This is a genomic window from Cohnella phaseoli, from assembly GCF_003386235.1.
Classification (GTDB): Bacteria; Bacillota; Bacilli; order Paenibacillales; family Paenibacillaceae; genus Cohnella; species Cohnella phaseoli.
Window position 1 is genome coordinate 38446 of the sequence record NZ_QRDZ01000036.1, and the last position, 23140, is coordinate 61585.

At 54.6% G+C, this 23140-nt stretch carries 14 protein-coding genes; 5 read left to right on the forward strand and 9 right to left on the reverse strand.

Annotated elements, in window-relative coordinates; translation table 11 throughout:
- The first annotated feature begins 304 nt into the window (after window positions 1-304).
- Window positions 305-2050, forward strand: a complete 1746-nt coding sequence (locus DFP98_RS31880; RefSeq protein WP_116064680.1) for an alpha-glycosidase — start codon at window positions 305-307, stop codon at window positions 2048-2050.
- 601 nt (window positions 2051-2651) lie between these two features.
- Here the strand turns inward: DFP98_RS31880 and DFP98_RS31885 are convergent.
- Window positions 2652-4469, reverse strand: a complete 1818-nt coding sequence (locus tag DFP98_RS31885) for an ADP-ribosylglycohydrolase family protein (RefSeq protein ID WP_116064681.1) — start codon at window positions 4467-4469, stop codon at window positions 2652-2654.
- A gap of 117 nt (window positions 4470-4586) precedes the next feature.
- Here DFP98_RS31885 and DFP98_RS31890 point away from each other — a divergent pair, with 117 nt between their 5' ends.
- The 4 genes from DFP98_RS31890 (at window position 4587) to DFP98_RS31905 (ending at window position 9801) form a co-directional block, all read left to right on the forward strand.
- On the forward strand, window positions 4587-5477 hold the full coding sequence (locus tag DFP98_RS31890; protein ID WP_181918066.1) for an AraC family transcriptional regulator: 891 nt from the start codon (window positions 4587-4589) through the stop codon (window positions 5475-5477).
- 171 nt (window positions 5478-5648) lie between these two features.
- Window positions 5649-7022 carry an ABC transporter substrate-binding protein gene (locus tag DFP98_RS31895; protein WP_116064683.1) on the forward strand — a complete coding sequence of 458 codons (1374 nt, stop codon included), beginning with the start codon at window positions 5649-5651 and terminating at the stop codon, window positions 7020-7022.
- 27 nt (window positions 7023-7049) lie between these two features.
- Complete coding sequence (locus DFP98_RS31900) at window positions 7050-8453, forward strand: ABC transporter substrate-binding protein (protein WP_181918067.1); 1404 nt, start codon at window positions 7050-7052, stop codon at window positions 8451-8453.
- 1 nt (window position 8454) lies between these two features.
- Window positions 8455-9801 (forward strand): ABC transporter substrate-binding protein, encoded by a 1347-nt coding sequence (locus DFP98_RS31905; protein WP_181918068.1) that lies wholly within the window; start codon window positions 8455-8457, stop codon window positions 9799-9801.
- A gap of 99 nt (window positions 9802-9900) precedes the next feature.
- Here DFP98_RS31905 and eno read toward each other — a convergent pair whose 3' ends face one another.
- The 8 genes from eno to DFP98_RS31950 all read right to left on the reverse strand — a co-directional run bounded on the left by eno (window position 9901) and on the right by DFP98_RS31950 (window position 23125).
- Window positions 9901-11193, reverse strand: a complete 1293-nt coding sequence (gene eno / locus DFP98_RS31910; RefSeq protein WP_116064686.1) for a phosphopyruvate hydratase — start codon at window positions 11191-11193, stop codon at window positions 9901-9903.
- A 39-nt stretch (window positions 11194-11232) separates the two neighbouring features.
- On the reverse strand, window positions 11233-12768 hold the full coding sequence (gene gpmI, locus DFP98_RS31915; protein ID WP_116064687.1) for a 2,3-bisphosphoglycerate-independent phosphoglycerate mutase: 1536 nt from the start codon (window positions 12766-12768) through the stop codon (window positions 11233-11235).
- Between the two features lies 1 nt (window position 12769).
- The gene (gene tpiA, locus DFP98_RS31920) at window positions 12770-13525 is read right to left on the reverse strand and encodes a triose-phosphate isomerase (RefSeq protein WP_116064688.1); all 756 of its coding nucleotides are present in this window, start codon (window positions 13523-13525) and stop codon (window positions 12770-12772) included.
- A gap of 11 nt (window positions 13526-13536) precedes the next feature.
- The gene (locus DFP98_RS31925; RefSeq protein WP_116064689.1) at window positions 13537-14718 is read right to left on the reverse strand and encodes a phosphoglycerate kinase; all 1182 of its coding nucleotides are present in this window, start codon (window positions 14716-14718) and stop codon (window positions 13537-13539) included.
- Window positions 14719-15156: 438 nt separating this feature from the next.
- Entirely contained in the window at window positions 15157-16167 is a 1011-nt protein-coding gene (gene gap, locus DFP98_RS31935) for a type I glyceraldehyde-3-phosphate dehydrogenase (protein WP_116064691.1), read from the reverse strand.
- A 100-nt stretch (window positions 16168-16267) separates the two neighbouring features.
- A complete protein-coding gene (locus DFP98_RS31940) occupies window positions 16268-17296 on the reverse strand; it encodes a sugar-binding transcriptional regulator (RefSeq protein ID WP_116064692.1) in 1029 nt (342 codons plus the stop codon).
- Between the two features lie 479 nt (window positions 17297-17775).
- A complete protein-coding gene (locus tag DFP98_RS31945; protein WP_116064693.1) occupies window positions 17776-20424 on the reverse strand; it encodes a glycosyl hydrolase in 2649 nt (882 codons plus the stop codon).
- A gap of 13 nt (window positions 20425-20437) precedes the next feature.
- Window positions 20438-23125, reverse strand: a complete 2688-nt coding sequence (locus DFP98_RS31950) for a hypothetical protein (protein ID WP_116064694.1) — start codon at window positions 23123-23125, stop codon at window positions 20438-20440.
- Window positions 23126-23140: the final 15 nt, after the last annotated feature.

Here is a 23140-nt window from a genome sequence, read left to right on the forward strand (position 1 = left end):
TTAAAATTCGCATTAAATCTCATTTTTTCTGTTAAACCCTCCGAAATCGTCCGTATTTCATTCTATTTACAGATTTGGCGATTTGGGATAACATGAAAATTAAGGATAGAGCGTGGCCTCACAGCAAGGGCAAACGGTTGCACACTGTGTAAGCCACCGAATCGGCCGTATTCCGCTATCCGAATCCGCAAACATCGCACAAGCAACTTAAAGGCGCTGTTACCGTCAGGTACAACCTCGTCCGTGCACGACGAGGCTGTGCCTTTTTTGCATTCTACTTTCTATCCAAAAGGAGTTATGCGCTATGCTGCGAGAAGCCATCTATCATCGCCCCAAACAAAACTGGGCTTACGCCTACGACAACAAAACCATTCATTTGAGGGTTCGGACGAAAAGAGGCGAAGCGGACGAGGCCTTCGTGATCGCCGGCGACAAATACGCCTGGGAACAAACGCGCTATGTCGTCCCGATGAAGCCTCTCGCGTCCGACGAGCTGTTCGATTATTGGGAAGCAGAGGCCGTTCCCCCTCTTCGTCGATTGAAGTACGGCTTTCGCTTTCGTTCAGGGAACGAGGAGCTTTATATGTCCGAGAAAGGCTTTTCCTCTGTCGAGCCTGAGAACTACCTGACGCTGTTCGAGTTTCCTTTTCTCAACCCGGCCGACGTATTCGAGCCTCCCGCTTGGGTGAAGGACGCGGTGTTCTATCAGATTTTCCCGGAACGATTCGCCAATGGCGATTCATCGCTCAATCCCGCAGGGACGCTGCCTTGGGGCGGCGCTCCGACTCCGACGAACTTCTTCGGAGGAGACCTGCAGGGCGTTATCGATCATCTCGACCATTTGGTCGATCTGGGCGTCAACGCCATCTATTTCAACCCGCTGTTCGAAGCGACGACCAACCACAAATACGACACGAAGGACTATATGAAAGTAGATCCTCGGTTCGGCTCGAACGAGAAGCTGAAGGAGCTCGTAGACGCCTGTCACGCCAAGGGTATTCGAGTGTTGCTGGACGCCGTATTCAACCATTCCGGCAAGGAATTTCCGCCATTCGTCGATGTGGCGGACAAAGGGCCCGATTCCCCTTTCGCCGATTGGTTCCATGTACGAGAGTTCCCTTTGCGAGTGGAGAACGGGATTCCGACCTACGATACGTTCGGCTTTGAACCGATCATGCCTAAGCTGAATACGGAAAACGCAGAGGTCAAACGCTACTTGCTCGACGTCGCTCGTTATTGGATCGAGGAAGTCGGCATCGACGGCTGGCGGTTGGACGTGGCCAACGAAGTGGATCATGCTTTCTGGCGGGAGCTCCGGTCGGTTGTCAAAGGCTTGAATCCCGAAGCTTACATTCTCGGGGAAATCTGGCACGATTCGATCGCATGGCTGCAAGGGGATCAGTTCGACGCGGTGATGAACTATCCGGTGACGGAGGCCGTTCTGGACTTTTTCGCCCGCGGCGTAATTGAGGCGGTTCCCTTCGCCAACACGATCGGCAACCAATTGGCCGCTTATCCGCGTCAGGTCGTGGAAGCGTCGTTTAACCTGCTCGGAAGCCACGACACGCCGCGCCTGCTCACCGTATGCGGAGAGGATGAACGGCGCATGAAGCTGGCCACGCTGTTCCAGCTGACGTTCCCCGGGACTCCAAGCATCTACTATGGCGACGAGGTGGGGATGAACGGCGGCGGCGACCCTCACTGTCGAGGATGCATGGTATGGGAGAAAGATAAGCAAAACAAAGAATTATTCGAGTTTTTTGCGGCGGCAATCCGACTTCGCCACAATCACGAAGCGCTGCGGAGCGCAAGCTTCAAGTTTCTGGTTGCCAATGGAGGACTGCTCGTGTACGAACGGCTGTCCTCCGACAACTCGGAACGCCTCGTCGTCGCGATGAACGTCTCGGAGCAGCCGGTAGAAGTCGTCCTCCCAAGAGCTACAGCCGGTCAAAGCTGGACACCAATATTCGGCGAAGCCCTCGTCGAGGAGACTGGCGGCCCCATGAAGGCCGAACTAGCGGCCTTCGGCTATTCCATCTGGCGGTGCTAGACAACGGGGGTTGTCCTCTAGACGCTAGGTAAAAGGGGAATGTACCTCCTTCCAATGCTATACGCTCCTGAAATCTGAATTGGGAACCCGTGATACGGTGATTTCAGGAGCGTATGAGGCATTCTCCAGGCTAATCATGATCCACAACACTTCCAGATAATTCCTCGGAATTATCCTTATAATCATTGAAGACGCTTTAGTGACGTACAAACCCTTGATTTCGGATGCTTTGTACGGTTTTCCCTACAAACGTTCGTCGTTTGAGCCTAGGCCGGGATGGCTTTGTACGATTTTCCCTACAAAAGTCCGCCGTTTAAGCCTGGTTCGAGCTGCTTTGTGCGGTTTTCCCTACAATAGTCCGCCGTTTAAGCCTGGTTCGAGCTGCGTTCGGTTGTACGACTTTCCGACAACTTCCCCTTTGTAAGCTCATGTGTGCAAACGGATCCGCCGTAAAAGTTCAATGTCCAATCAATTTGAATCGTTGTGGTTTATAGTACATCCCCTTAACAGGCGGCAATACGAATGTAATCCACTTTCAACGTACCCGCAGTTGAAGAAGGAGCCCTAACTCTAATTTAGCTTAGTCGGGCTCCTTGTCCATTTATTTTTTTGCGAAAACGACGTCGGAATACAAATAAGTGCCGCCCGGTAAGGACGATTGTTCCGGAGATACGGGCAGAACGAAGATGTCCTCGTCCGCGGGATTCCCTTCAATTCGGAACTCCAAATCCAACGTATGCTCCCCAGCCGCTAGATTCACGTAAACGCAGCGGTTGTGCGCCGCACGATGGAAGGCTGGCATATTTTCTGCCGGCTCGGCGTTATCCAGGACGACTTCGCCGTTCAAACGCGCAACGACCGGTGCCGTTGTGCCGACGATCAGCTTGACATCGCGTGCCGTCGGAACGACAAGCTTGGTCGAGGCGCGATACGTCCCTGGAGTCTCGTCGCCCGACGCTTCCGCAAGCCGCAGCTGGTGACCCGGGAAGACGACATCCTTCCCATCCGGCATGCCGGGTCCGGCAATCCGCCAATGAGTGGCGGCAGCCAAAGCCAAAGGAATATGCTCCGTACTCCATACGACGCGATCGTGGTTTCTGTGAACGTTTAGTTGGAGCGCATATGACGGTCTCACAATCGCGCCCGCTTCAACCTCCGCATCCCACTCGAACGTCTCTCCAACCGCCAAGGCGAATGGGCGCTCCAAAACCGCCGACCAATCCTCCGGAGTTTCAAGCTCCAACGTTCCGCTCCAAGGCTCGCGCGAACGATTGGACACGGCTATGCGGATACTTTTGCGTTGTCCCGCGCCGATCGAAGGTCCTTCCGCTCCGTAGTCGACCGTAACGGATAGTCCCTGCGGCTCCGAAGAACCCTGCGGCAGCAGATAGCGCACCGCGGTGGGAGCGATCTCGTAATCCTCTAACCGAATCGTCCGGTCTTCCCAGACGGCGAGCACTTCCCGAGACATGCGAATCGTCCGCCGCGTCAGTTCGTCCAAATTGGTCGGCGCGGGGAAGCCCTTCACCGGCGGGCTGACGACGACGCGGTCCCCGACCGGCTCGACCCATTCCGCAGGCAGACTGGCGCGCCCCCCGATGATGCCGAGAATCGCTCCGAGCGTCGCCGCCGTGCAGTCCGTATCGTAGCCGCAGTTCGTCGCCTTCAGCAGCGCATCCCCGAAGTTCTCCCCGTATAACCAACCGAGAATCGTAAATGCGATATTTTGCGGCGCGTCCGTAAAATTATCCCGCCCGTGATGCTTCAGAATCAACTCCCGCGCTTCCTTCCAATCGACGCCTTCCCCATGCCAACGAATCAGATCGCGGACGGCCAGGGATGTGCGGCAATCCTCCGGAATCATCGACAGACCGATGGCGATCAGACGGTCGCGGTCGCTCTCGGAGAAAGCAGCGGCTTCGATGGCCGCGAAAAACATTTCCCCAAAGACGCCCTCTCCCCCCGCATGGTCAACGATCGCATCCTGGTATGCGTAATAGGCGGCCACGTCAGGGCGGTTCGGCGCGACCATCGCCCATATCTCGGAGCGGATCGGCGAGCCCATGCAGTCGTTAAACGGATTGTTGAACGAGCCGCTAAGCGGTGCCGGGAGCCCCCGCCGCAAGTTGCCCAATGCATAGCCGTACTCGTCAAAAGGAAAGAAGATATGCTCCACCCATTCCTGACCCAATTCCTTCGCGGTCAGCCGGGCGCCGTATTGCTCCAGCGCGTGCAGCCATACGAGCTGCATGTCCAGGTCGTCGTTTTCCAGCGGTTCGTCCGGAAGCACCGGATAGAAAGTCAGATCGAGCAGCTCCTTTTTCCCTTCCATGGGGACGCCCAGCGTGCCTCCGATATTTTTGCCTAACCAACCTCCGTACACCTTTTCGTAAAACTCTTCTTCAGATAGCCGGGTCATAGGTACATCTCCTCTGCGCGATGATATAATCAATTCAAACCGACTATACCGGAGAGCATTCCGCGATAAAATGGACGACGTTACGATTTGCGGCCGTCCGAATCGGAGAGGTGTCCAGTGAACTTCTTGTCATTATCCAGCCGCTCGCGCTTGGACGTAAAATGGGCCAACAGCCATACGGGCGATCCGTTGTTCTTCAACACGCCCCATGCCAATCCAAATTTTCAATTGTTTCTCGTGAATGACGGCCCCGTCTATCTACAGGTCGAGGAAGAAAAACTGACTCTGCATTCCGGGGAAATCTTGCTGCTCAAGCCCTGGCAGCGGCATTTCGGATGGAAGGAGGGCGGGGAACATTTCAACTTCTTCTGGGTGCAGTTCAGCGCCGACCCGCAGATCGAGGAAGTGGACGACGAAACCGACTACGCGCAGGATTTGTCGTTTATCGGTTCGTCCGGCGATCTTCGCAGCGCGGCCTCGACCGAGATCCGAATGCTGCTGCCCCGCCGTCATCGTCCCTCGTGCCGATTCGAGTTGGCTTTGAAGTTCGAGCGGATGATCGCCGAGATGAGAAAACCAGCCGGTTATTTTCGCGTACGGCTGTCGGTACTCATCTGGACTGTGCTGGAACTGATCGCCAACGACTTTATGGAGAGCCAGCATCCGGACCCGGCGACACCGGAATCTTTTATTCTGTATCGCCGGATCGTCAACACGCTGGATGAAAATTTTCAGCGCGAGCTTTCCAAGGAGATGCTCGAAGCAGCGGTCGACCGTACGTACAACCATATCTGCTCCGTCTTCAAAAAATATTCCGGAACGACCATCACCGCCTACACCCACTCCCTGCGCATCCAACGCGCCAAATATTTGCTGCAGACAACGGGCGACACCGTCGCCGCGATCGGGCGCGAGGTCGGCTACGACGACCCTTATTATTTCGGTCGGCTGTTCAAGAAAATAACCGGGGTCACTCCTCTGGAGTTCCGGTATCGCTCTGGGCAATAGACAACGGACCTCGTCATTGCGCGGGGTCCGTTTGTTATCCTCGTATGTGTATATATTTACCCCAAACAATCTATTTATGAACTTGAAAGTAATTGTCTTCCATTTTATGTTGGTATTACATATGGAGTATCATATTTAACTTACAGGGGTTAGAAAAAGGGAGGATTTCTTTTGTCAGAACCTCGTACTCGCGCTCGCGTCACCATACTTTTATTCACCTTCGCCGCACTAAGCCTTGTCTTCCTCTCAGCCTGTCAGAAGAGGGAGAAAGACGACCTGGACGATTTCGATCCGAATGAACCTGTTAAGCTGAAGGTCATGTATATTCTCGAAGAGACCTTTGGTCAAACCTACGGAAATCTGTTGCAACGGAAGTATCCCAATCTTGAACTTGAGATTGTAGCTCCGGGACTGGGGACCTTTACAATCGATGATTATTTACAACAGATCAATAAGGAACAACCGGATGTTCTCTTCCTTAGCCTTCCACTCTACGAAAAGCTTGCCGACGCAGGGCGTCTTATGGAATTGGATTCGGTCATCCAGCAGGATCGGTTCGATTTAAGCGGCATTTATCCGGCTGTGATCGAGCAACTGCGAGTCAGTGGAAACGGCAAGTTATACGGACTGACTCCAGAGTTGTTTTCTCACGCGATTTATTACAATGCTGATCTATTTCGGAAATATGGGGTGGAGCTGCCCACAGATCGAATGTCCTGGGATGAAGTTTTCAAGCTCGCCCAACGGTTTCCGTCCGATGGGAACGAAGAGGAACACATATACGGTTTTAAAAAAGATGTTACTGGCGGGTTATCCGAGCTGGTTATGGTCGTTGGAGATACGATCGGATTGACATCGGTTAGCTCGGACGGCCTTCGCCTCACGCTCCAATCCGACGGCTGGCGGAAAGTCTTCGAATCCGTCATGAAGACCTATCAATCGGGAAACCTGCACATTCCTACAGGCCCAATAACATTTGCCCCTGAAACTGATCCCTTTATCAAAGGTCAACTTGCCATGAGATTAGATTCCTTTTCGTATTATTCACAAATGTTAGAAGGTAGAAGAAAATTAAAGAGCAGCCATCCGTTTGAACTCGGAGTCGTCACCGCCCCTGTCAATCCGGCGACTCCGGATATGACCAATCAATTTATGATCGGTTTGATTTTTGCAGTCAATAACCAGACTGCCCACAAGAGAGCCGCATGGGAAGTCGTCAAGTACATCAATAGCGAAGAAGTCGCCAAAATTCATTCTCGGACAGCCTATCTTTCAGCCCCGGCACGCAAGGAATATGCCAAGGCATTCGAGGAGCTTAATATCGAACCTTTTTACGCTTTGAAGACGACTGCGACGCGGCATAGTGATAGCCGTTTCCCGCATACGTTTGCCAGGGTATCATTAGGCCCGCTCGTCACAAACGAGCTCCAACTCGTCGCCGACGGAGCAAAATCGTTGGACGAAGCAATCGAGACGATCCAAACGGAGGGACAGCAGTTGCTCGATGCCTATCTGGTTAAGTTAAGCTCGCAGGGAAACGAATAAATGTCATCGCGGAAAGGAGGATTTCCCTTGCCAAAACAACAAACTCCAGTTCGCTTAACGAGCATTTTATTAGTCTTCGCCGTACTAAGCCTTGTCTTCCTCTCAGCCTGTCAGAAGAAGGAGAAAGACGACCTGGAAGATTTCGATCCTAATGAACCGGTTAAACTCAAGATCATGTTTAGTACTGAAGGCGGCTTTGATCAACAATATGGAAACCTGCTACAACGAAAGTTCCCAAATATCGAATACGAAGTTCTCCCTTTTAAACAAGGCCGGATGACCAATGAAGACTTTCGGGAACAAATCAATACCGAGCAGCCGGATATCCTTTTTACCCGTGACATACTTTTCGAAGAACTCTCTGCCGAAGGACGTCTTATGGAGCTAGACCCTGTTATTCAGCAGGATCAATTCGATATTAGCAGTATTTCTCCGGCTGTGATCGAGCAACTAAGAGTAAGTGGAAACGGCAAATTATATGGTCTTTCTCCTGACTTTGTATCTTCAGCAGTCTACTATAATGCAGATTTGTTTAGAAAATACGGAGTTGAAATGCCTACAGACCGAATGTCATGGGATGAAGTTCTCCAGCTGGCTCAACGATTCCCGACCGATGGCAACGAGGAGGAAAGAATATACGGTTTCAAAGCAAGCTCTACAACTACGTTATACGACATGATTATCGGTGTTGGAAAGACGATGGGATTGACGCCCGTTAGCTCTGACGGCCTCCACCTGGCTCTTCAATCCGAGGGCTGGCGGAAGGTATTCGAATCTGTGATGCAAGCTTACCAATCAGGCAGTGTACTCTTAGCGAAAGGTTCAACGCTTGAAGAGATTATTCGTAACGACACTGAAATTTTTGGCAATAAGAACGACAAGTTTATCAATGGCCAAGTTGCCATGAGAATAGACACCTTTTCGTATTACTCAAAAATTCTAGAAGGCAGAAGAAAATTAAATACCAGCGATTCTTTTCAATTGGGAATCGTCACCGTTCCCGTCAATCCAGCTACTCCCGACACGACCGACGCTGCTTTATTTATGGCATCTATTTTTTCGATAAACAATCATTCTGCTCATAAGAGAGCCGCGTGGGAAGTCGTCAAGTATATCAATGGCGAAGAAATTGCCAAAATAAACTCACGGACAATCAACACGAGTACCCCTTCACGTAAAGAATATGCAAAGATGTTCGATGATTTTAACATCGAACCCTTTTACGCTTTGAAGACCACCCCGAAGCGGTGGAGCGATAATCATTCTCCTGCAGAATTAACCGATTCATTACGCCCACTCGTCACAAGAGAACTCCAACTCGTCGCCGACGGAGCAAAATCGTTGGACGAAGCAATCGAGACGATCCAAACGGAGGGGCAGCAGTTGCTCGATGCCTATCTGGTTAAGTCAAGCTCGCAGGGAGACGAATAACATGCCAAAACCTATCATTCTTCGCCGGGCTGCCGCCCTTGCGCTCTTCGCACTTAGCATAGCTCTCATAGCCGGCTGCCAAGGCGAGCGTTCAGGGCCTTCGGAAACCTTCGATCCCGATCAGCCGGTTAAACTGAAGGTTATGTCCCGGAATTCGGATTACTTCTATCAACGTTACGGAAATATGCTTATCGGCCAGTTCCCTAATGTGGAGTTCGAAGTGATCGAACAACCGTCTGGTTCAATCGAAGAACAGAAAGTGGCCATCTCAAAGTCGCAGCCCGACGTCCTACTGCTCAGCTCCCCACTGTACGAAGCGCTTGCAGAAGATGGCGCTTTGATGGATCTGGAGCCCGCCATCGAACGCGATAAATTTGATCTAAACGGGATTTCCCCCTCGGTGACCGAGCTGCTAAGAGAAGGAGGAAGCGGGAAGCTATATGGTCTTGCTCCCGAGTTTTCGACTTCTGTGCTCTATTACAACAAAGATTTGTTTAATCAGTACGGGGTGGAATTGCCCAGGGATCGCATGTCGTGGGATGACGTATTGAAGCTCGCTCAGCGTTTCCCGTCCGAGGGAACCGAAGAAGAACGTATTTACGGTTTTGAACCCGAATCAGCTCAAGGTTTGTTCGATTTAATACTGGACGCAGGCACTGCGATCGGATTAACTCCAATCAGCGTCGACGGCTCCAACATCGTCATCGCTTCCGACAGTTGGAAGAAGATTTTCGCGTCTGTTATGCAGGCTTATCAGTCGAATGTTCTGCACTTTCCTTCGGGAGACATCGTAGAACAATTTAGAAACGATCTCTTCACGAAGGGCCGGGTCGCCATCAAGGAAAATGAATTTTTCTACTATTCGACGATCGTTGACAAACAGAGAACAGAGCCAAACAGCAAGCCTCTTAACTTCGATGTCGCAACTGTTCCCGTGGATCCCGCGAACCCAGATGTGACGAACGCTCTTTCTCTGAACTCCATTTTTGCGGTTAGCAATCACTCCGCACAGAAGCCGGCCGCTTGGGAGGTCGTGAAGTACATCAATAGCGAAGATCTTGCCAAAGTCGAATCCAAAACGATGAACGGCCAAATTCCGGTACGCAAAGACTATGTTCCGAATAAAGAAATCTTCAATATCGAACCTTTCTTTGCCCTGAAGCCCGCCGCAAAACGTTCGAGCGACAGCGCCGCCACTCCTGAATTTAAGCAAGCGTTCAAAGAATTGGCATCCAATGAACTTCATCTCGTTGCAGATAATGCGAAATCGTTGGACGAAGCAATCGAGACGATCCAAACGAAGGGACAGCAGTTGTTGGATTCTTTTCGGCTTAAAGCAGATCCCTGAGTACCTTCACCAAATAAAAAAAAGGACGAACCGCGCCTAAGCGCAAGGGTTCGTCCTTCTTGTCGTTCGTTCTGTCTGACTAAGATGTCGCTATTTAACTTATTTCAGGTTGCTGAGGTTATAGAACGCCGCTTTGCCGCCGTACTTAGCCGTGGAGCCAAGACGATCTTCGATGCGGAGCAATTGGTTGTACTTCGCAACGCGGTCCGTACGGGACGGAGCGCCGGTTTTGATCTGGCCAGCGTTCGTCGCAACTGCGATGTCGGCAATCGTGCTGTCTTCGGATTCGCCGGAACGGTGGGAGATTACAGCTGTGTAGCCTGCGCGCTTCGCCATCTCGATCGCGTCGAACGTCTCGGTCAAGGAACCGATTTGGTTGACTTTAACGAGGATGGAGTTGCCTACGCCTTTCTCAATGCCGTCAGCCAGACGCTCGGTGTTCGTAACAAACAGGTCGTCGCCAACCAGTTGAACTTTGCCTCCGAGTTTCTCCGTCAGCAATTTCCAACCTTCCCAGTCGTCTTCGGAACAGCCGTCTTCGATGGAAATGATCGGATACTTCTCTACCCAGCTAGCAAGCAGGTCAACGAACTCAGCCGGCGTGAAGGACTTGCCTTCGCCTTCGAGGTGGTATTTGCCGTCTTTGAAGAACTCCGTGGAAGCGACGTCCATGCCCAGGAAGATTTCTTCGCCGGCTTTGTAGCCCGCTTTCTCGATTGCTTCGAGGATCGTGGACAACGCTTCTTCGTTGGAACCAAGGTTCGGAGCAAAGCCGCCTTCGTCGCCAACTGCCGTGTTCAGACCTTTTGCCTTCAGAACGCCCTTCAGAGCGTGGAAGATTTCCGTGCCTGCGCGCAGAGCTTCGGAGAACGTCGGCAAGCCGATCGGCAGCACCATGAACTCTTGTACGTCGATGTTGTTATCTGCGTGCTCACCGCCGTTAACGATGTTCATCATCGGTACAGGCAGCGTTTTGGCGTTAAATCCGCCCAGATAAGTATACAGAGGAACGTCAAGCGCATCGGCAGCAGCGCGAGCGACAGCCATCGATACCGCGAGGATCGCGTTTGCGCCCAGGTTCGCTTTGTTAGGCGTGCCGTCGAGTTCGATCATTTTGCTGTCGATTTCGACTTGATCGAGCGCATCGTAGCCGATGATTTCCGGAGCGATAACGGTATTGACGTTCTCTACAGCTTTCAGAACGCCTTTGCCCAAGTAACGGCCTTTGTCTCCGTCGCGAAGCTCGACCGCTTCGTATGCGCCGGTAGAAGCACCGGACGGAACGATGGCATGGCCTTTAGCTCCGGATTCCAATTGAACTTCGACTTCGACAGTCGGATTGCCGCGAGAATCGAGCACTTCGCGCGCATATACGTCAGTAATGATCGTCATAGGTAGAACACTCCTTCGGTGGGTTTATTTTTAATGCGGTTAGACAATTAAGGATTGGCCCGTCATTTGCTCCGGCTGCGGCAACTGAAGCAGCGCAAGCAGCGTCGGGGCTACATCAGCCAGAATGCCGCCTTCGCGAAGCGTGAGGCCGGCTTGGGTCACGATGCACGGAACGATGTTGGTCGTGTGCGCCGTAAACGGCCGATCATTGTCGTCCAGCACCATGTCCGCATTGCCGTGGTCGGCGATAACCACGCAGACGCCGCCTTTGGACGTTACCGCGGAAACTACCCGTCCGAGACATTCGTCAGTCGCTTCCACCGCCTTGATCGTCGGCTCCAGCATACCGGAGTGACCGACCATGTCGGGGTTCGCGAAGTTCAGAATGATCGCATCATGTTTGTCGTCGGCAATTTCCTTTTCCAGCGCTTCCGTTACCTCGTAAATGCTCATCTCCGGCTGCAGGTCGTAGGTGGCGACCTTCGGCGAATTGATGAGAATCCGAGTTTCGCCCTCCAGAACGTGGTCCCGTCCGCCGCTGAAGAAGAACGTGACGTGCGGATACTTCTCCGTTTCGGCGATTCTGAGCTGCTTTTTCCCGTGTTGAACGAGTACCTCGCCAAATGTATTATCCAACTCTTTAGGCTTATACGCAACCAAGCCGCCTACGGTTTCCGCGAACAGCGTCATGCACACGAAATACAGGTTCTTCGGGAAGCCCGGGCCGCGGTCAAAACCGCGGAAATCCTCGTTCGTGAACACATTGGACAGCTGAATCGCACGGTCGGGACGGAAGTTGAAGAAAATGACCGAGTCCTCGGACTCCACCAAGCCGTTCGGCTTGCCGTCCGCTCCGACGATCACCGTCGGCACGAAAAACTCGTCGTATACGCCTTGCTCGTAAGAAGCTTTGACCGCTGCGATCGGATCAACCGCCGTCGGACCGTCGCCGTAAACCATCGCGCGATAGGACTTCTCTACCCGCTCCCACCGCTTATCGCGGTCCATTGCGTAGTAGCGGCCTTGCAGCGTGGCAATGCGACCGATTCCGAACTCTTCGATCTTGCCTTGCAATTGGGTCAAATAGCCGACTGCACTGTCGGGAGCTACGTCGCGGCCGTCGAGGAAGCCGTGGATATACACTTCCTCAAGCTCCTCCCGCTTCGCCAGCTCAAGCAGCGCGAACAGGTGGTCGATATGGCTGTGAACGCCGCCGTCGGACAGCAGGCCGTACAGATGCAGCTTCTTGCCGTTCTGCTTGGCATGGCGCACCGCGCCGACCAACGTCGAATTGTCGAAGAATTCCTGATCGCGGATCGACTTGGAGATACGGGTCAAATCCTGATACACGATGCGGCCCGCGCCGATATTCAGATGGCCGACCTCGGAGTTGCCCATCTGGCCCTCCGGCAAGCCGACCGCTTCTCCGCTCGCCGTCAGCGTCGTGTGCGGGAAAGTGCTCCAGTACTTATCGAAATTCGGTTTGTTCGCTTGAGCCACGGCGTTGCCGTGCTTCTCTTCGCGAATGCCGAAGCCGTCCAAAATAATTAACGCAACCGGTTTGGGAGCTGCCATCTTACTTCGCCCCTTCAACCAACGCCACGTAGGAAGCCGGCTCCAAGCTTGCGCCGCCGACCAACGCGCCGTCGATATCGGATTGGCCGAGGTACTCGGCTACCGTATTCGGCTTAACGCTGCCGCCGTATTGAATGCGCACCTTATCCGCCGCTTCCGCGCCGAACTGCTTGGCTACGACGCTGCGGATGTAAGAGATCGTCTCGTTCGCTTCCGCGGACGTGGACGATTTGCCCGTGCCGATCGCCCAGATCGGCTCATATGCGATCACGGTCGCCGCAACCTGCTCAGCCGTCAGGCCGGACAGCGCGCCTTCCGTCTGTACGCGAACGACTTCGTTCGTCGTGCCGGCTTCGCGCTCTTCCAGCTTCTCGCCCACGCATACGATCGGAACCAGTCCGTGACGGAATGCCGCATGTGCTTTCTTGTTCACGATCTCGTCCGTCTCGCCGAAATATTGACGGCGCTCGGAGTGGCCGATAATGACGTAATCGATGCCGAGATCTTTCAGCATAACGCCGCTGATCTCTCCCGTGTACGCGCCGTTGTCTTCGAAGTGCAGGTTTTGCGCGCCGACTTTGATCGTCGTGCCCTTAACCGCCTCGACCAACGTTGGAAGCGCCGTGAACGGAGCGCAGATAACGCTCTCCACGCCGGATACTTCCGCTTTGCCTTTGACTTCGGCTACGAAGGACGCTGCCTCGCCTGCCGTCTTGAACATTTTCCAGTTGCCCGCGATAATCGGTGTTCTGCTCATCCTTGTCACCTCTATTTGTCGTTAAGAGCTACGACGCCCGGAAGCGCCTTGCCTTCCATGAACTCCAGAGAAGCGCCGCCGCCTGTGGAGATGTGGTTCATTTTGTCAGCCAGATGGAACTTCTCAGTCGCAGCAGCGGAATCGCCGCCGCCGATGACGGTGTAAGCGTCCGAGTCCGCGCAAGCTTGCGCAACTTCACGAGTACCGTTTGCGAAATCATCCACTTCGAATACGCCCATCGGTCCGTTCCAGAGAACCAGCTTGGAGTTTTTGATGACTTCCGCGTAGATTTTACGCGTTTTCGGACCGATATCGACGCCTTCCTTGTTAGCCGGGATACCATCGATGCCGACAATATCCATGTTAACAGCCGATTTAAAATCTTCCGATACAACGATATCAACCGGGAGATAGAAGTTTTTGCCGAGCTTCTTCGCTTTCTCGATGAATTCGAGCGTCAGGTCCAGCTTGGAATCATCGCACAGCGACAAGCCGATCTCATTGCCTTGCGCCTTCAGGAACGTATAGGAGAGACCTCCGCCGATGAGGATGTTGTCCGCGATCTCGATCATTTTGTTGATGACGTCGATCTTGTCTTTTACCTTGGAGCCGCCTACGATGGCCGTGAACGGACGCTCCGGGTTGTTCAGAGCTTTGCCCAGTACGTCGAGCTCTTTCTCCATCAGCAAGCCGGAAACTGCAGGAATGTGATGCGCGATGCCTTCCGTGGACGCGTGAGCGCGGTGAGCCGCTCCGAAAGCGTCGTTCACGAACAGGTCCGCCAGCGCGGCCAGCGACTTGGCCAGCTCGGCGTCGTTCTTCTCCTCGCCCGCTTCGAAACGAACGTTCTCCAGCAACAGCACGTCTCCGTCCTTCAGCTCGTCAACCTTCGCTTGCACGGAAGCTCCGACGACTTCGTCAGCCTTCGCTACCGGCTTGCCCAGCAACTCGGACAGACGAGCGGCAACCGGCGTCAAGCGCAGTCCGTCGACGACTTGACCGTTCGGACGGCCCAGGTGACTCGCCAGAATGACTTTCGCGCCCTTCTCGATCAAATGCTTGATCGTAGGCAGAGTTTCGCGAATACGCGTATCGTCCGTGATTGCGCCGTTTTCCAGCGGCACGTTGAAATCAACGCGCACGAACACTTTCTTCCCTGCAACCTCTACGTCTCTTACACTTTTCTTGTTCACGGGTCGAACCTCCTCAGATGGCTGTCTATCTCCTTGCGCAAAGCTAGGCTCCTAGAGGGAGCCCGCCTTGTTTTTGTATCTCATTTCCCCGAAGGGAAGCTTTGCTTTTGACCCAAGGTTCCCAAGCGGCGAAGTCATCGCGTAGGGAACCCAAGCTTTCAACCCTCTCTCCTCAAGAAGCGCAGCCATGCGCAGAGGAGAGCCGCCCTTCTTCCGACCCGCGGCCGCTCTTCCCGCTCGGTAGTTAAGCGTAGTCCCGGGTTTGCAGAGCAAATCCGGGACGAAGCGATCCAAGCAAGCTGTTCCCCTTCCCCCGTCCTCTGCCACTCAACCGACAGCGCCGGGTGTCCAGAGGGCGGAGCCCTTTGGGGTCCCCCTTCGGGAAGGGGGATTTAGGGGGTTGGACTCCAGAAGGGGGAGTTAGGGGGTAGCGTATTCTTACAAACCTTTGCTTGCGATATAAGCAGCCAAGTCAACAACGCGGTTGGAATAGCCCCACTCGTTGTCGTACCAGGAGATAACTTTAACCATGTTGCCTTCAACGACCATCGTGTTCAGCGCATCGATCGTGGAAGAAGCAGGATCGCCGTTGTAGTCGCTGGATACGAGCGGCTCTTCGGAGTAGTTCATGATGCCTTTCAGCGGGCCTTCGGAAGCAGCTTTCAGAGCCGCGTTCACTTCTTCAACCGTAACGTTGACTTTCAGCTCGGCAACCAGGTCCGTAACGGATACGTTAGGCGTAGGAACGCGCATGGACATACCGTTCAGCTTGCCTTTCAGCTCAGGCAATACGAGAGCAACGGCTTTCGCAGCGCCAGTCGAAGAAGGAATGATGTTCTCTGCGGCAGCGCGAGCGCGGCGCAGGTCTTTGTGAGGCAGATCCAGTACTTGCTGGTCGTTCGTGTAGGAGTGGATCGTGTTCATCATGCCCTTAACGATGCCGAACTTGTCGTTCAGAACTTTCGCGAACGGAGCCAAGCAGTTCGTCGTACAAGAAGCGTTGGAGATGATCGTGTGCGAAGCTGCGTCGTACTTGTCTTGGTTAACGCCCATTACGATCGTGATGTCTTCGTTCGTTGCAGGAGCGGAGATGATAACTTTCTTCGCGCCGCCTTTCAGGTGAAGCTCGGCTTTGTCTTTCGCAGTGAAGATACCCGTGGATTCAACTACGATTTCAACGCCTACGGAAGCCCAAGGCAGGTTGCCCGGATCACGCTCTGCGAAAACTTTAACCGATTTGCCGTTCACGATCAGCGCGCCTTCGCCGACTTCAACCGTTCCGTTCAGTTTGCCGTGCGTCGTGTCGTATTTCAGAAGGTGAGCAAGTGTATTTACATCTGTCAGATCGTTGATTGCAACGATTTCTACCTCAGGGTTGTTCAACGCTGCGCGAAATACGTTGCGTCCGATACGTCCGAATCCGTTAATACCCACTTTTACTGCTGCCATGTTGGTTCCTCCTTAGAATTGAAAAAGGTGTTGATGCTATATATCAAGGCGCACAGGCGCCGAGACCTCTATAAAGTAAGGATTACCCGATTTGCCGGCTTTAACGCTCTACATACCGCAAAGCTTCGCGGGCCGCCGCCTCGTCCGTGACAAGCACGTCATCGTGCCCGAAACGCATGACGGATGCGATCGCTTCGCCCTTGCTTCCGCCTCCAGCAATACCGATAACCATTTCTGCAGCTTCGATGTCCTCCAGCCTGAGTCCGGCCGTCGCCATCCGATGAACGACCTTGCCATTGCGGTCGAAATAATATCCGAAAGCTTCCGCCAAAGCTCCGTCCTTCACCAGTTCGTCTTTCGTCTCGTCCATCAGCTTTCGCCGACTGGCCATCGTGACCGCGTCGCCGATTCCGTGAACGACGATTCGCGCGCCTCGGATCATGTCGACGACTTCCCTGACGTTCGGCTCCTGCATAATCGACTGGTAAGCTTCTTCGCTCAAGTGATCCGGAACGTGCAGCATTCTATACCGCGCGCCCGCTCGCTTAGCCAGCTCCGATGCGATCGTGTTGGCCTGGTAGTCGACGCTCTCGCCCAATCCGCCCCTGGCAGGTACGAACCAGTTATCCTTCAATTGGGACGTAGTAGAAAATTGTTTGGCCAGATGCGCCATTGTAGATCCGCCCATGACGGCAACTACATCTCCGGAGGAGAGACTTTCCCGCAGAACGCGGCTGCCCGCTCTTCCGAGTTCCGCTTTGACGAGATCGGATTCGTCCGAATCTCCCGGAACGACAATAACCCGCTTCAAGCCGAAAGCTTCGCGAATTCTGTCCTCCAGATCGGATAGGCCGAACAATTCCTTGACGATTGGCTCCATCTCTTCCACCAACTGTCTGCCGCCGGCGGTCAACGTCATTCCAGTCGTCGCCGTGTTCAGCAGCCCTTGGGACTTAAGCAGCTCCAGCTCCGAACGCAGTACGCGCTCCGTCATCTCCAGGCTCGCCGCCAGCGTGCGCCGTCCAATCGAACCCTCCAGATAGATCCGGTGCAAAATATCGTACCTCGTCTCCATCACCTGAAGGAGATCCGGAAGCAGCTTTTTCTGTATGTCGATCATTTTTCGCATTCCCTCCGCCTATCCCCCTAAGACCGAATGGTCACCGTCGGCAATGATGCGAATTGTATGGTTGGACGAAAAATGTCCCGCCATATCATTTTGAGTCCCACCTCTATATTAGCGAATTTTCCCGTTTGTTGCAAGGGCTGCGTCGCACGAAATTCTGTTCGCCATTATACAGGTACACGCGAACAATCCGGAAGCAGCGTTTCGCGCGCGCGCCACAAATACCCGCTCAAGAGGCTGTCCCATAAGTAAGGTCGTACAAGATAATCGACTAAGAAAAAAGTGCATGTATCTCCTGGGGACTGCCTCATACGCTCCTGAAACCACCTCTTAACGGGGTTACCCATTCAGGTTTCAGCATCGTATAGCATCGGAAGGAGATATATGCACGACAACATTCTCTATCGATTATCTTTTTGTACGACTTTTTTTACTTATGGGACAGCCTAATAAAGCCAAACATATACAAAGCGTGTCGCTTCCTAATCCGCCTCGCGCAGCCATTCCAACGAGACCGGACCGAGCAGACCGCCCTCTTTCGGAACCGCGTATACGCTTTGCACAGCTTTGGCCGCTTCCGGCAGCCGTTCGAGAACCGGCTCCCGGCTCATGCGGTTAGAGACGACGTTCGTGACCCGGACCTGAAACTCGTTCGAGCCGGCCCGAAGCGCCGAAGTCATATCGAACCGGTAGGGCGGCGCGATCGAGCGGCCGATCTCTATTCCGTTGACGACAACCTCGGCGATTTCTTCCACCTGGCCGAGATCAAGCAGCAGCCGTTCCCCCTCGTTCGACGCCTCCAATTCCACATCCCATCGATAAATGACCGTTCCGGAAAATGAAGGATCGAGCTCAAGCCACGGGACGAGCCCCGCACGGTTCGCTCCGCTCCATTCGAACGAGATCGTTTCCTCGCTTACCCGCTGCCTCCTCAAAACATCCACGCCGCTTCGATAGGCAGCCGGAACGGTTCGCCCAATGGCGTTCGCCCCCTCCGGCAGAAGAACGGAATCCGTCGTCAGAACAAGAGAGCGATAGGGCGGAAGGCTAAGCCACAAATCTTCCCCTCGAGCGGCAGGTCTCCAACGTTCCCCGGTCAACGGCTCCCAGGCCAGGGTCGGCCTGCCTCCGCCGACGTCCGTCATGCGGAACCACCCCTCGGCCGTTTCGGTCAGACTTTCGTTGCTAACGAACCAGATCGGTCCCGCATCGCCGACGCGATGCAGTACGCGCACTCCTTCCCCGCCCGAACCGTCCAGCAGCAATTGCGATTCGATTCCGGCCTTCGACAATGCCACAGGCAGTTCCGCCGCACAGTCGACAAAGCCGACCGAGGACATCCTCAGAAGTTCCACAAGCACAGCCTCGCACTTTTTCTCCTGCCCCCGTTCGGCCGATACGATCCGTTTCGGATACCGATCGGCGACCAGCACGGGAATTCCCGCTTCCGCGATGGCCACTAGCTTATGAAGCAGCGACGCGGACAGGCACGAAATGCCGGGAATGACAAGCCCCCGATATTTCTCCTTGCCCATCGCGAGGAAGCCGTCCTCCGTCTGGACACCGTGGACAAGCGCCTCCTCCGGAATCAAATCGTAATCGTACTGATGCTCGCAGAGTACCTGCTGAATGTCCTCAATCGGCGTCGACGCGCCGGCATAGGCAAGCGATCCCGGATAAAACAACAGCAGGGAAGCGACGTGACGACCGCCTCGAAAGATCGACTGCAGCCGATTCGCATAATTCGAGTAATCGGAAAAATAACGCCATTGCGGATTGCAACCGCCATCGTAGTAATACGGAGGACAGTCCAAATCCGGCCACTTCGGGTTGAAGGCGTGCAGAATGAAATGGTTGATCCCTTTGGCAACCTGCCAATCGGTCAGCCACTTCATCATCCGCAGACCGAGATGCCAGCCGTACGCACCGAACGATTCGGACAGCGCCAAGTCCCCTTCCAGGCCGTAAATATGCGCTGCGGAGCTCCCCAGCTTCGGCAATCCCCAATAGTCCCGGTTGCGGAAGCCCGGAATCACCTGATTGCCGACGACATCGATTCCGCCTTCATGCGCATACTTAGCCACCTTAAAGAAATCTCCCGGCCCTTCGCCCGTCCGATTATGGAACATGTATCGCTCGCCGTGAGCGGGGCAAGCCTCGTGCTCATACCAATGCCCGATGTACTTCAGTCCGTTCCGCTCGCACCATTCGTACAAAGGCCGGCAATAGGTTTCCGCATACTGGCTATTCAGAAACTCGTAATAGTCGTAAACGAACGAAGCGGCTCCGTCGCTCTCCTTCGCCAGCCACAGCGCCGGAAGCCAGCGCATCGGGTCGTATCCCTTCGCTTCCGCGAACCGCCGGCGAAGCTCGTGTCCCCAAGGAATTTGCTGCTCGTCGTTGTAGTAGAGCGGTTCGTCAAAGAAAAATCCCTTTAACGGCCCTCCGAAGAAATGACCAAGCTCCGTTTTCGACGATTCGTAGACCCGTTCGCGAAAAGCCTCCACCGCCCCCGGGTGAAGCGGATCGATATAATTGTCGGACCGGTCCTCGACGATGAAGCAGACGATCCAGTCTCCCGGCGGCACCGACCAGTCGATCGCGTGCATAATGCCGTGCATATGCGGCGAATCGGGACGGCTTAGCTCCAGCGCCTCGCCCCGCTCATAATCGATGACCCCCTCTTCAAGAGGATACGCGTAAGCCGACAGAATCGTACTGCGAGGCGCAGACGTCCAAGGAGGCATCAGGCTGACTCTGGCGATCGGCCCGCGATATCGGATGTATTGCAAGCGAATCGAGGAGCGGAGAAAATCCGGGTCCATATGCTGGATCGTATTGCCCGCCACCCCGCTCGGGTACCATTTTTCGTCGAACAGATACACGTCTACGCCGCTTTCTTGACACCAGGACAGAATGAGCTTGAGATCCTTCCACCATTTCGGTCCAAGAAAATCCCAGTGAGGACGAGATTCCAGCGTTAGCTCGCCTATCCCCGCCCCGATGGCCGAATCGAACGTCTGGCGAAGCTCGGCTTCGCTCTCGGTGCCATGGAGCCAGAACAGCGCGCCCAGATGTCGGGGAGGGCGATCGAATGGAAAAGCGGGCTTGGTCAAAGCTTTGTTATACACTGGAAGGTCCTCCTCATGGTTGCGGCAGAGCGAACAGTCGGCCCTCTCCCGGCTGCAGCGCAATCGTCAGTCCGCCTGTTGCGGGCACGTACCCAGGCACGGCGACCTCAAGACCGGTTGCCTTGGAAATTTCGGTCAACGTCGCCGGCTTAGGATTAAAGACAAAATCGACTGTGGCTGCATTCGTATAATCGCGGTTTGTCAGCATGACATACTTTCGACCTGACGTATGGGTAAAGTAGCCGATAACAAGCGACCGAGACGAATCGGTCGGCTGAACGAAAAAGCTTGCGGGAAGAGCTTGGGTTCCCTGAGGCAGCGTTGTACCCGTATGATACACGCTTACGGAGGTCAAATCTTTCAGCGTCTCGCCCAGATGCTGCATTTCCGAGTTCAAGGTTTGGATCTGCGCATACCGAGCCGTCAAATTCCCCTGCATATCCACCGGCGCATCCAGGAAATGCTCTCCCCCCGCCGGATCAGGCTGCCAGTAGGTGAACCACATCAGCTTCTTGAACCCGTAGGTCATATAGGTATAAGCGTTCCATCTCATCTCTCCCAGCGTCGGAGCGCGGAAAACGGTCTGGCCCTGGTTGTTCTGGAGGCCCAGACTGAGCAGGAAACCTCCGTAACTCGCGTCGTGCGCCAAAGCACGGCTGCGAATCGCCTCGGCATCCGAAAAATAAGACGGTTCGTCATAGCCGTTGCGGAACGTATAATTGTCGGCAATGATTTCGTCCGCGCCGCTCATCTCCAGCCAGTCGTCCAAATAGTTTTCGTAGGGCGTGCCGTTGAAGTCCCGGTTGGCGTATAGCTTATAATTCAAGTCGTACGGCTTGGCACCGCCATTCTCGTAAGCCGCGCCATCGGCATACACATTCGTTTCGGAACGCAGAACCGACGTGCCGTTCGTCTCTCCTGCTTCGTAGACTCTGAAGAAGAAGTCGTACGCCTTGCCTACCCCGTTCTCATATGCCTCACCATCCGCGTATAGATTGGTGTCGGAGCGGATCACCCAGCCGACCGAGTTGTCCCCGCCCCCGTCATGGGTCAGCTCCATATAATAGGTCGAGTCAGGTGTCACCGCCGCATTCAGCGCAAAATACGGAAATGAACCCCAAGGCGCTCCGGCACCGTTGCCGGTAAGAGAAGCCTGCCCGAGCAGCGTTGTCTTCGCCGGACCGTTCCACAGCTTCAGCGCCAGCGTCTCGGACGAGTCCCACTGATTCGGGTCGATGAACAAGTCGATGCCGTGAACCTTCGTAACCCCGGCCGGCACCTTAAACGTCTGACCCAAGCGATGGGTCGGCGTTACATTGGAGCCGTTCTGCTGCGCCCCCTCGTTGGACACGACCAGACGCGCCGTCGATTCATAAATCCGGAAGAAGAAGTCGTACGCCTTGCCCACCCCGTTCTCATACGCTGCGCCATCCGCATACAGATTGGCATCGGAACGGACCACCCAGCCGACCGAGTTGTCTCCGCCTCCGTCATGGGTCAGCTCCATATAATAGGTCGAGCCCGGCGTCACCGCCGCATTCAGCGCAAAATACGGAAATGAGCCCCAAGACGCTCCGGCACCGCCGCCGGTAAGAGAAGCCTGCCCGAGCAGCGTTGTCTTCGCCGGACCGTTCCATAGCTTCAGCGTCAGCGTCTCGGACGAGCTCCACTGATTCGGATCGACGAACAAATCGATGCCGTGAATCCGCGTAACTCCGGCCGGCACCTTAAAAGTCTGTCCCAGGCGGTTGGTCGGCGTCACATAGGATCCGTTCTGCTGTGCCCCTTCGTTGGATACGGACAAGCGTCGGCCGGATTCGCCGTCGTCCCTGTTCGACGCGAGCTCCATATACAGCGCCGCTCCCGGCGTCACGGCAGCGTTAAGCGTAAAATACGGATGATAAGTCCACGGGCTGGCCGAACCGCTTCCCGCCAGAGACGCCTGGCCGAGCAGCGTCGTTTTCGCCGGGCTGTCCCACAGCTTCAGCGTTAAGGTTTCCGACGGCGACCAGACCGAAGAGGGGTCGAGAGTCAGCTCGATTCCGTGCAGCAGAGTCATTCCGGTCGGCACGACAAAGGTTTGCCCCAAGACATTGCCGGACGAAACCGCAGACCGACTTCCTCGTGCCCCCGAATTCGAAAGAAACAGCTTGCCCGGCTTTCCTTCGACGTAAGCGCCCCCGGCATAGGAGGGAAGAAGGTTAACATAGACGTCTAGGTTGGGTGCAAACGCTTTCGCTTTTTTGTAGGCATTCGCATAACCTTCCATCTCCCAGGCCGCAGGCTCATCCTTCAATGTGATCGCCTTGACTCGCGGATCGTTCTTATAGGGAAGCAGCGCATTCTCCAAAGCGGTCGCATCCTCCGCGGTGTAGACGCTCTTGCCGCTAATGCCCGAATCGCTGACATAAAGCTTAATCCCGTTGGCGTAGCTTGCCGCGATGCCCGATTCGTTGGCCGCCTTGTCCAACGTAACGCCCTGCGGTACCCGCACCCCAACGATGCTGTCCATATGCGCGCCCGAAATATTGGCATAATGCGTAGAGGTGTTATAATCGCCGCCGACATAGATCGGGGGCTGCCAGAAACCGCCCACTTCGAACTTTCCGCCCCCCGCGGCGCCAGCCGCTTGCGGAACCGTCCCCGCTGCCAGCGTGCCTGCCAAGACGAGCCTCAAGGCTCTCTGTCCCCATTTAGCCATCCCTTCTCCTCCTTG

Coding starts and splice junctions, on each gene's coding strand:
- gpmI (WP_116064687.1), bottom strand. CDS start 12,768: ATGGCAGCTCCCAAACCGGTTGCGTTAATTATTTTGGACGGCTTCGGC.
- DFP98_RS31880 (WP_116064680.1), top strand. CDS start 305: ATGCTGCGAGAAGCCATCTATCATCGCCCCAAACAAAACTGGGCTTAC.
- gap (WP_116064691.1), bottom strand. CDS start 16,167: ATGGCAGCAGTAAAAGTGGGTATTAACGGATTCGGACGTATCGGACGC.
- DFP98_RS31905 (WP_181918068.1), top strand. CDS start 8,455: ATGCCAAAACCTATCATTCTTCGCCGGGCTGCCGCCCTTGCGCTCTTC.
- tpiA (WP_116064688.1), bottom strand. CDS start 13,525: ATGAGCAGAACACCGATTATCGCGGGCAACTGGAAAATGTTCAAGACG.
- eno (WP_116064686.1), bottom strand. CDS start 11,193: ATGACGATCATTACTGACGTATATGCGCGCGAAGTGCTCGATTCTCGC.
- DFP98_RS31940 (WP_116064692.1), bottom strand. CDS start 17,296: ATGCGAAAAATGATCGACATACAGAAAAAGCTGCTTCCGGATCTCCTT.
- DFP98_RS31950 (WP_116064694.1), bottom strand. CDS start 23,125: ATGGCTAAATGGGGACAGAGAGCCTTGAGGCTCGTCTTGGCAGGCACG.
- DFP98_RS31885 (WP_116064681.1), bottom strand. CDS start 4,469: ATGACCCGGCTATCTGAAGAAGAGTTTTACGAAAAGGTGTACGGAGGT.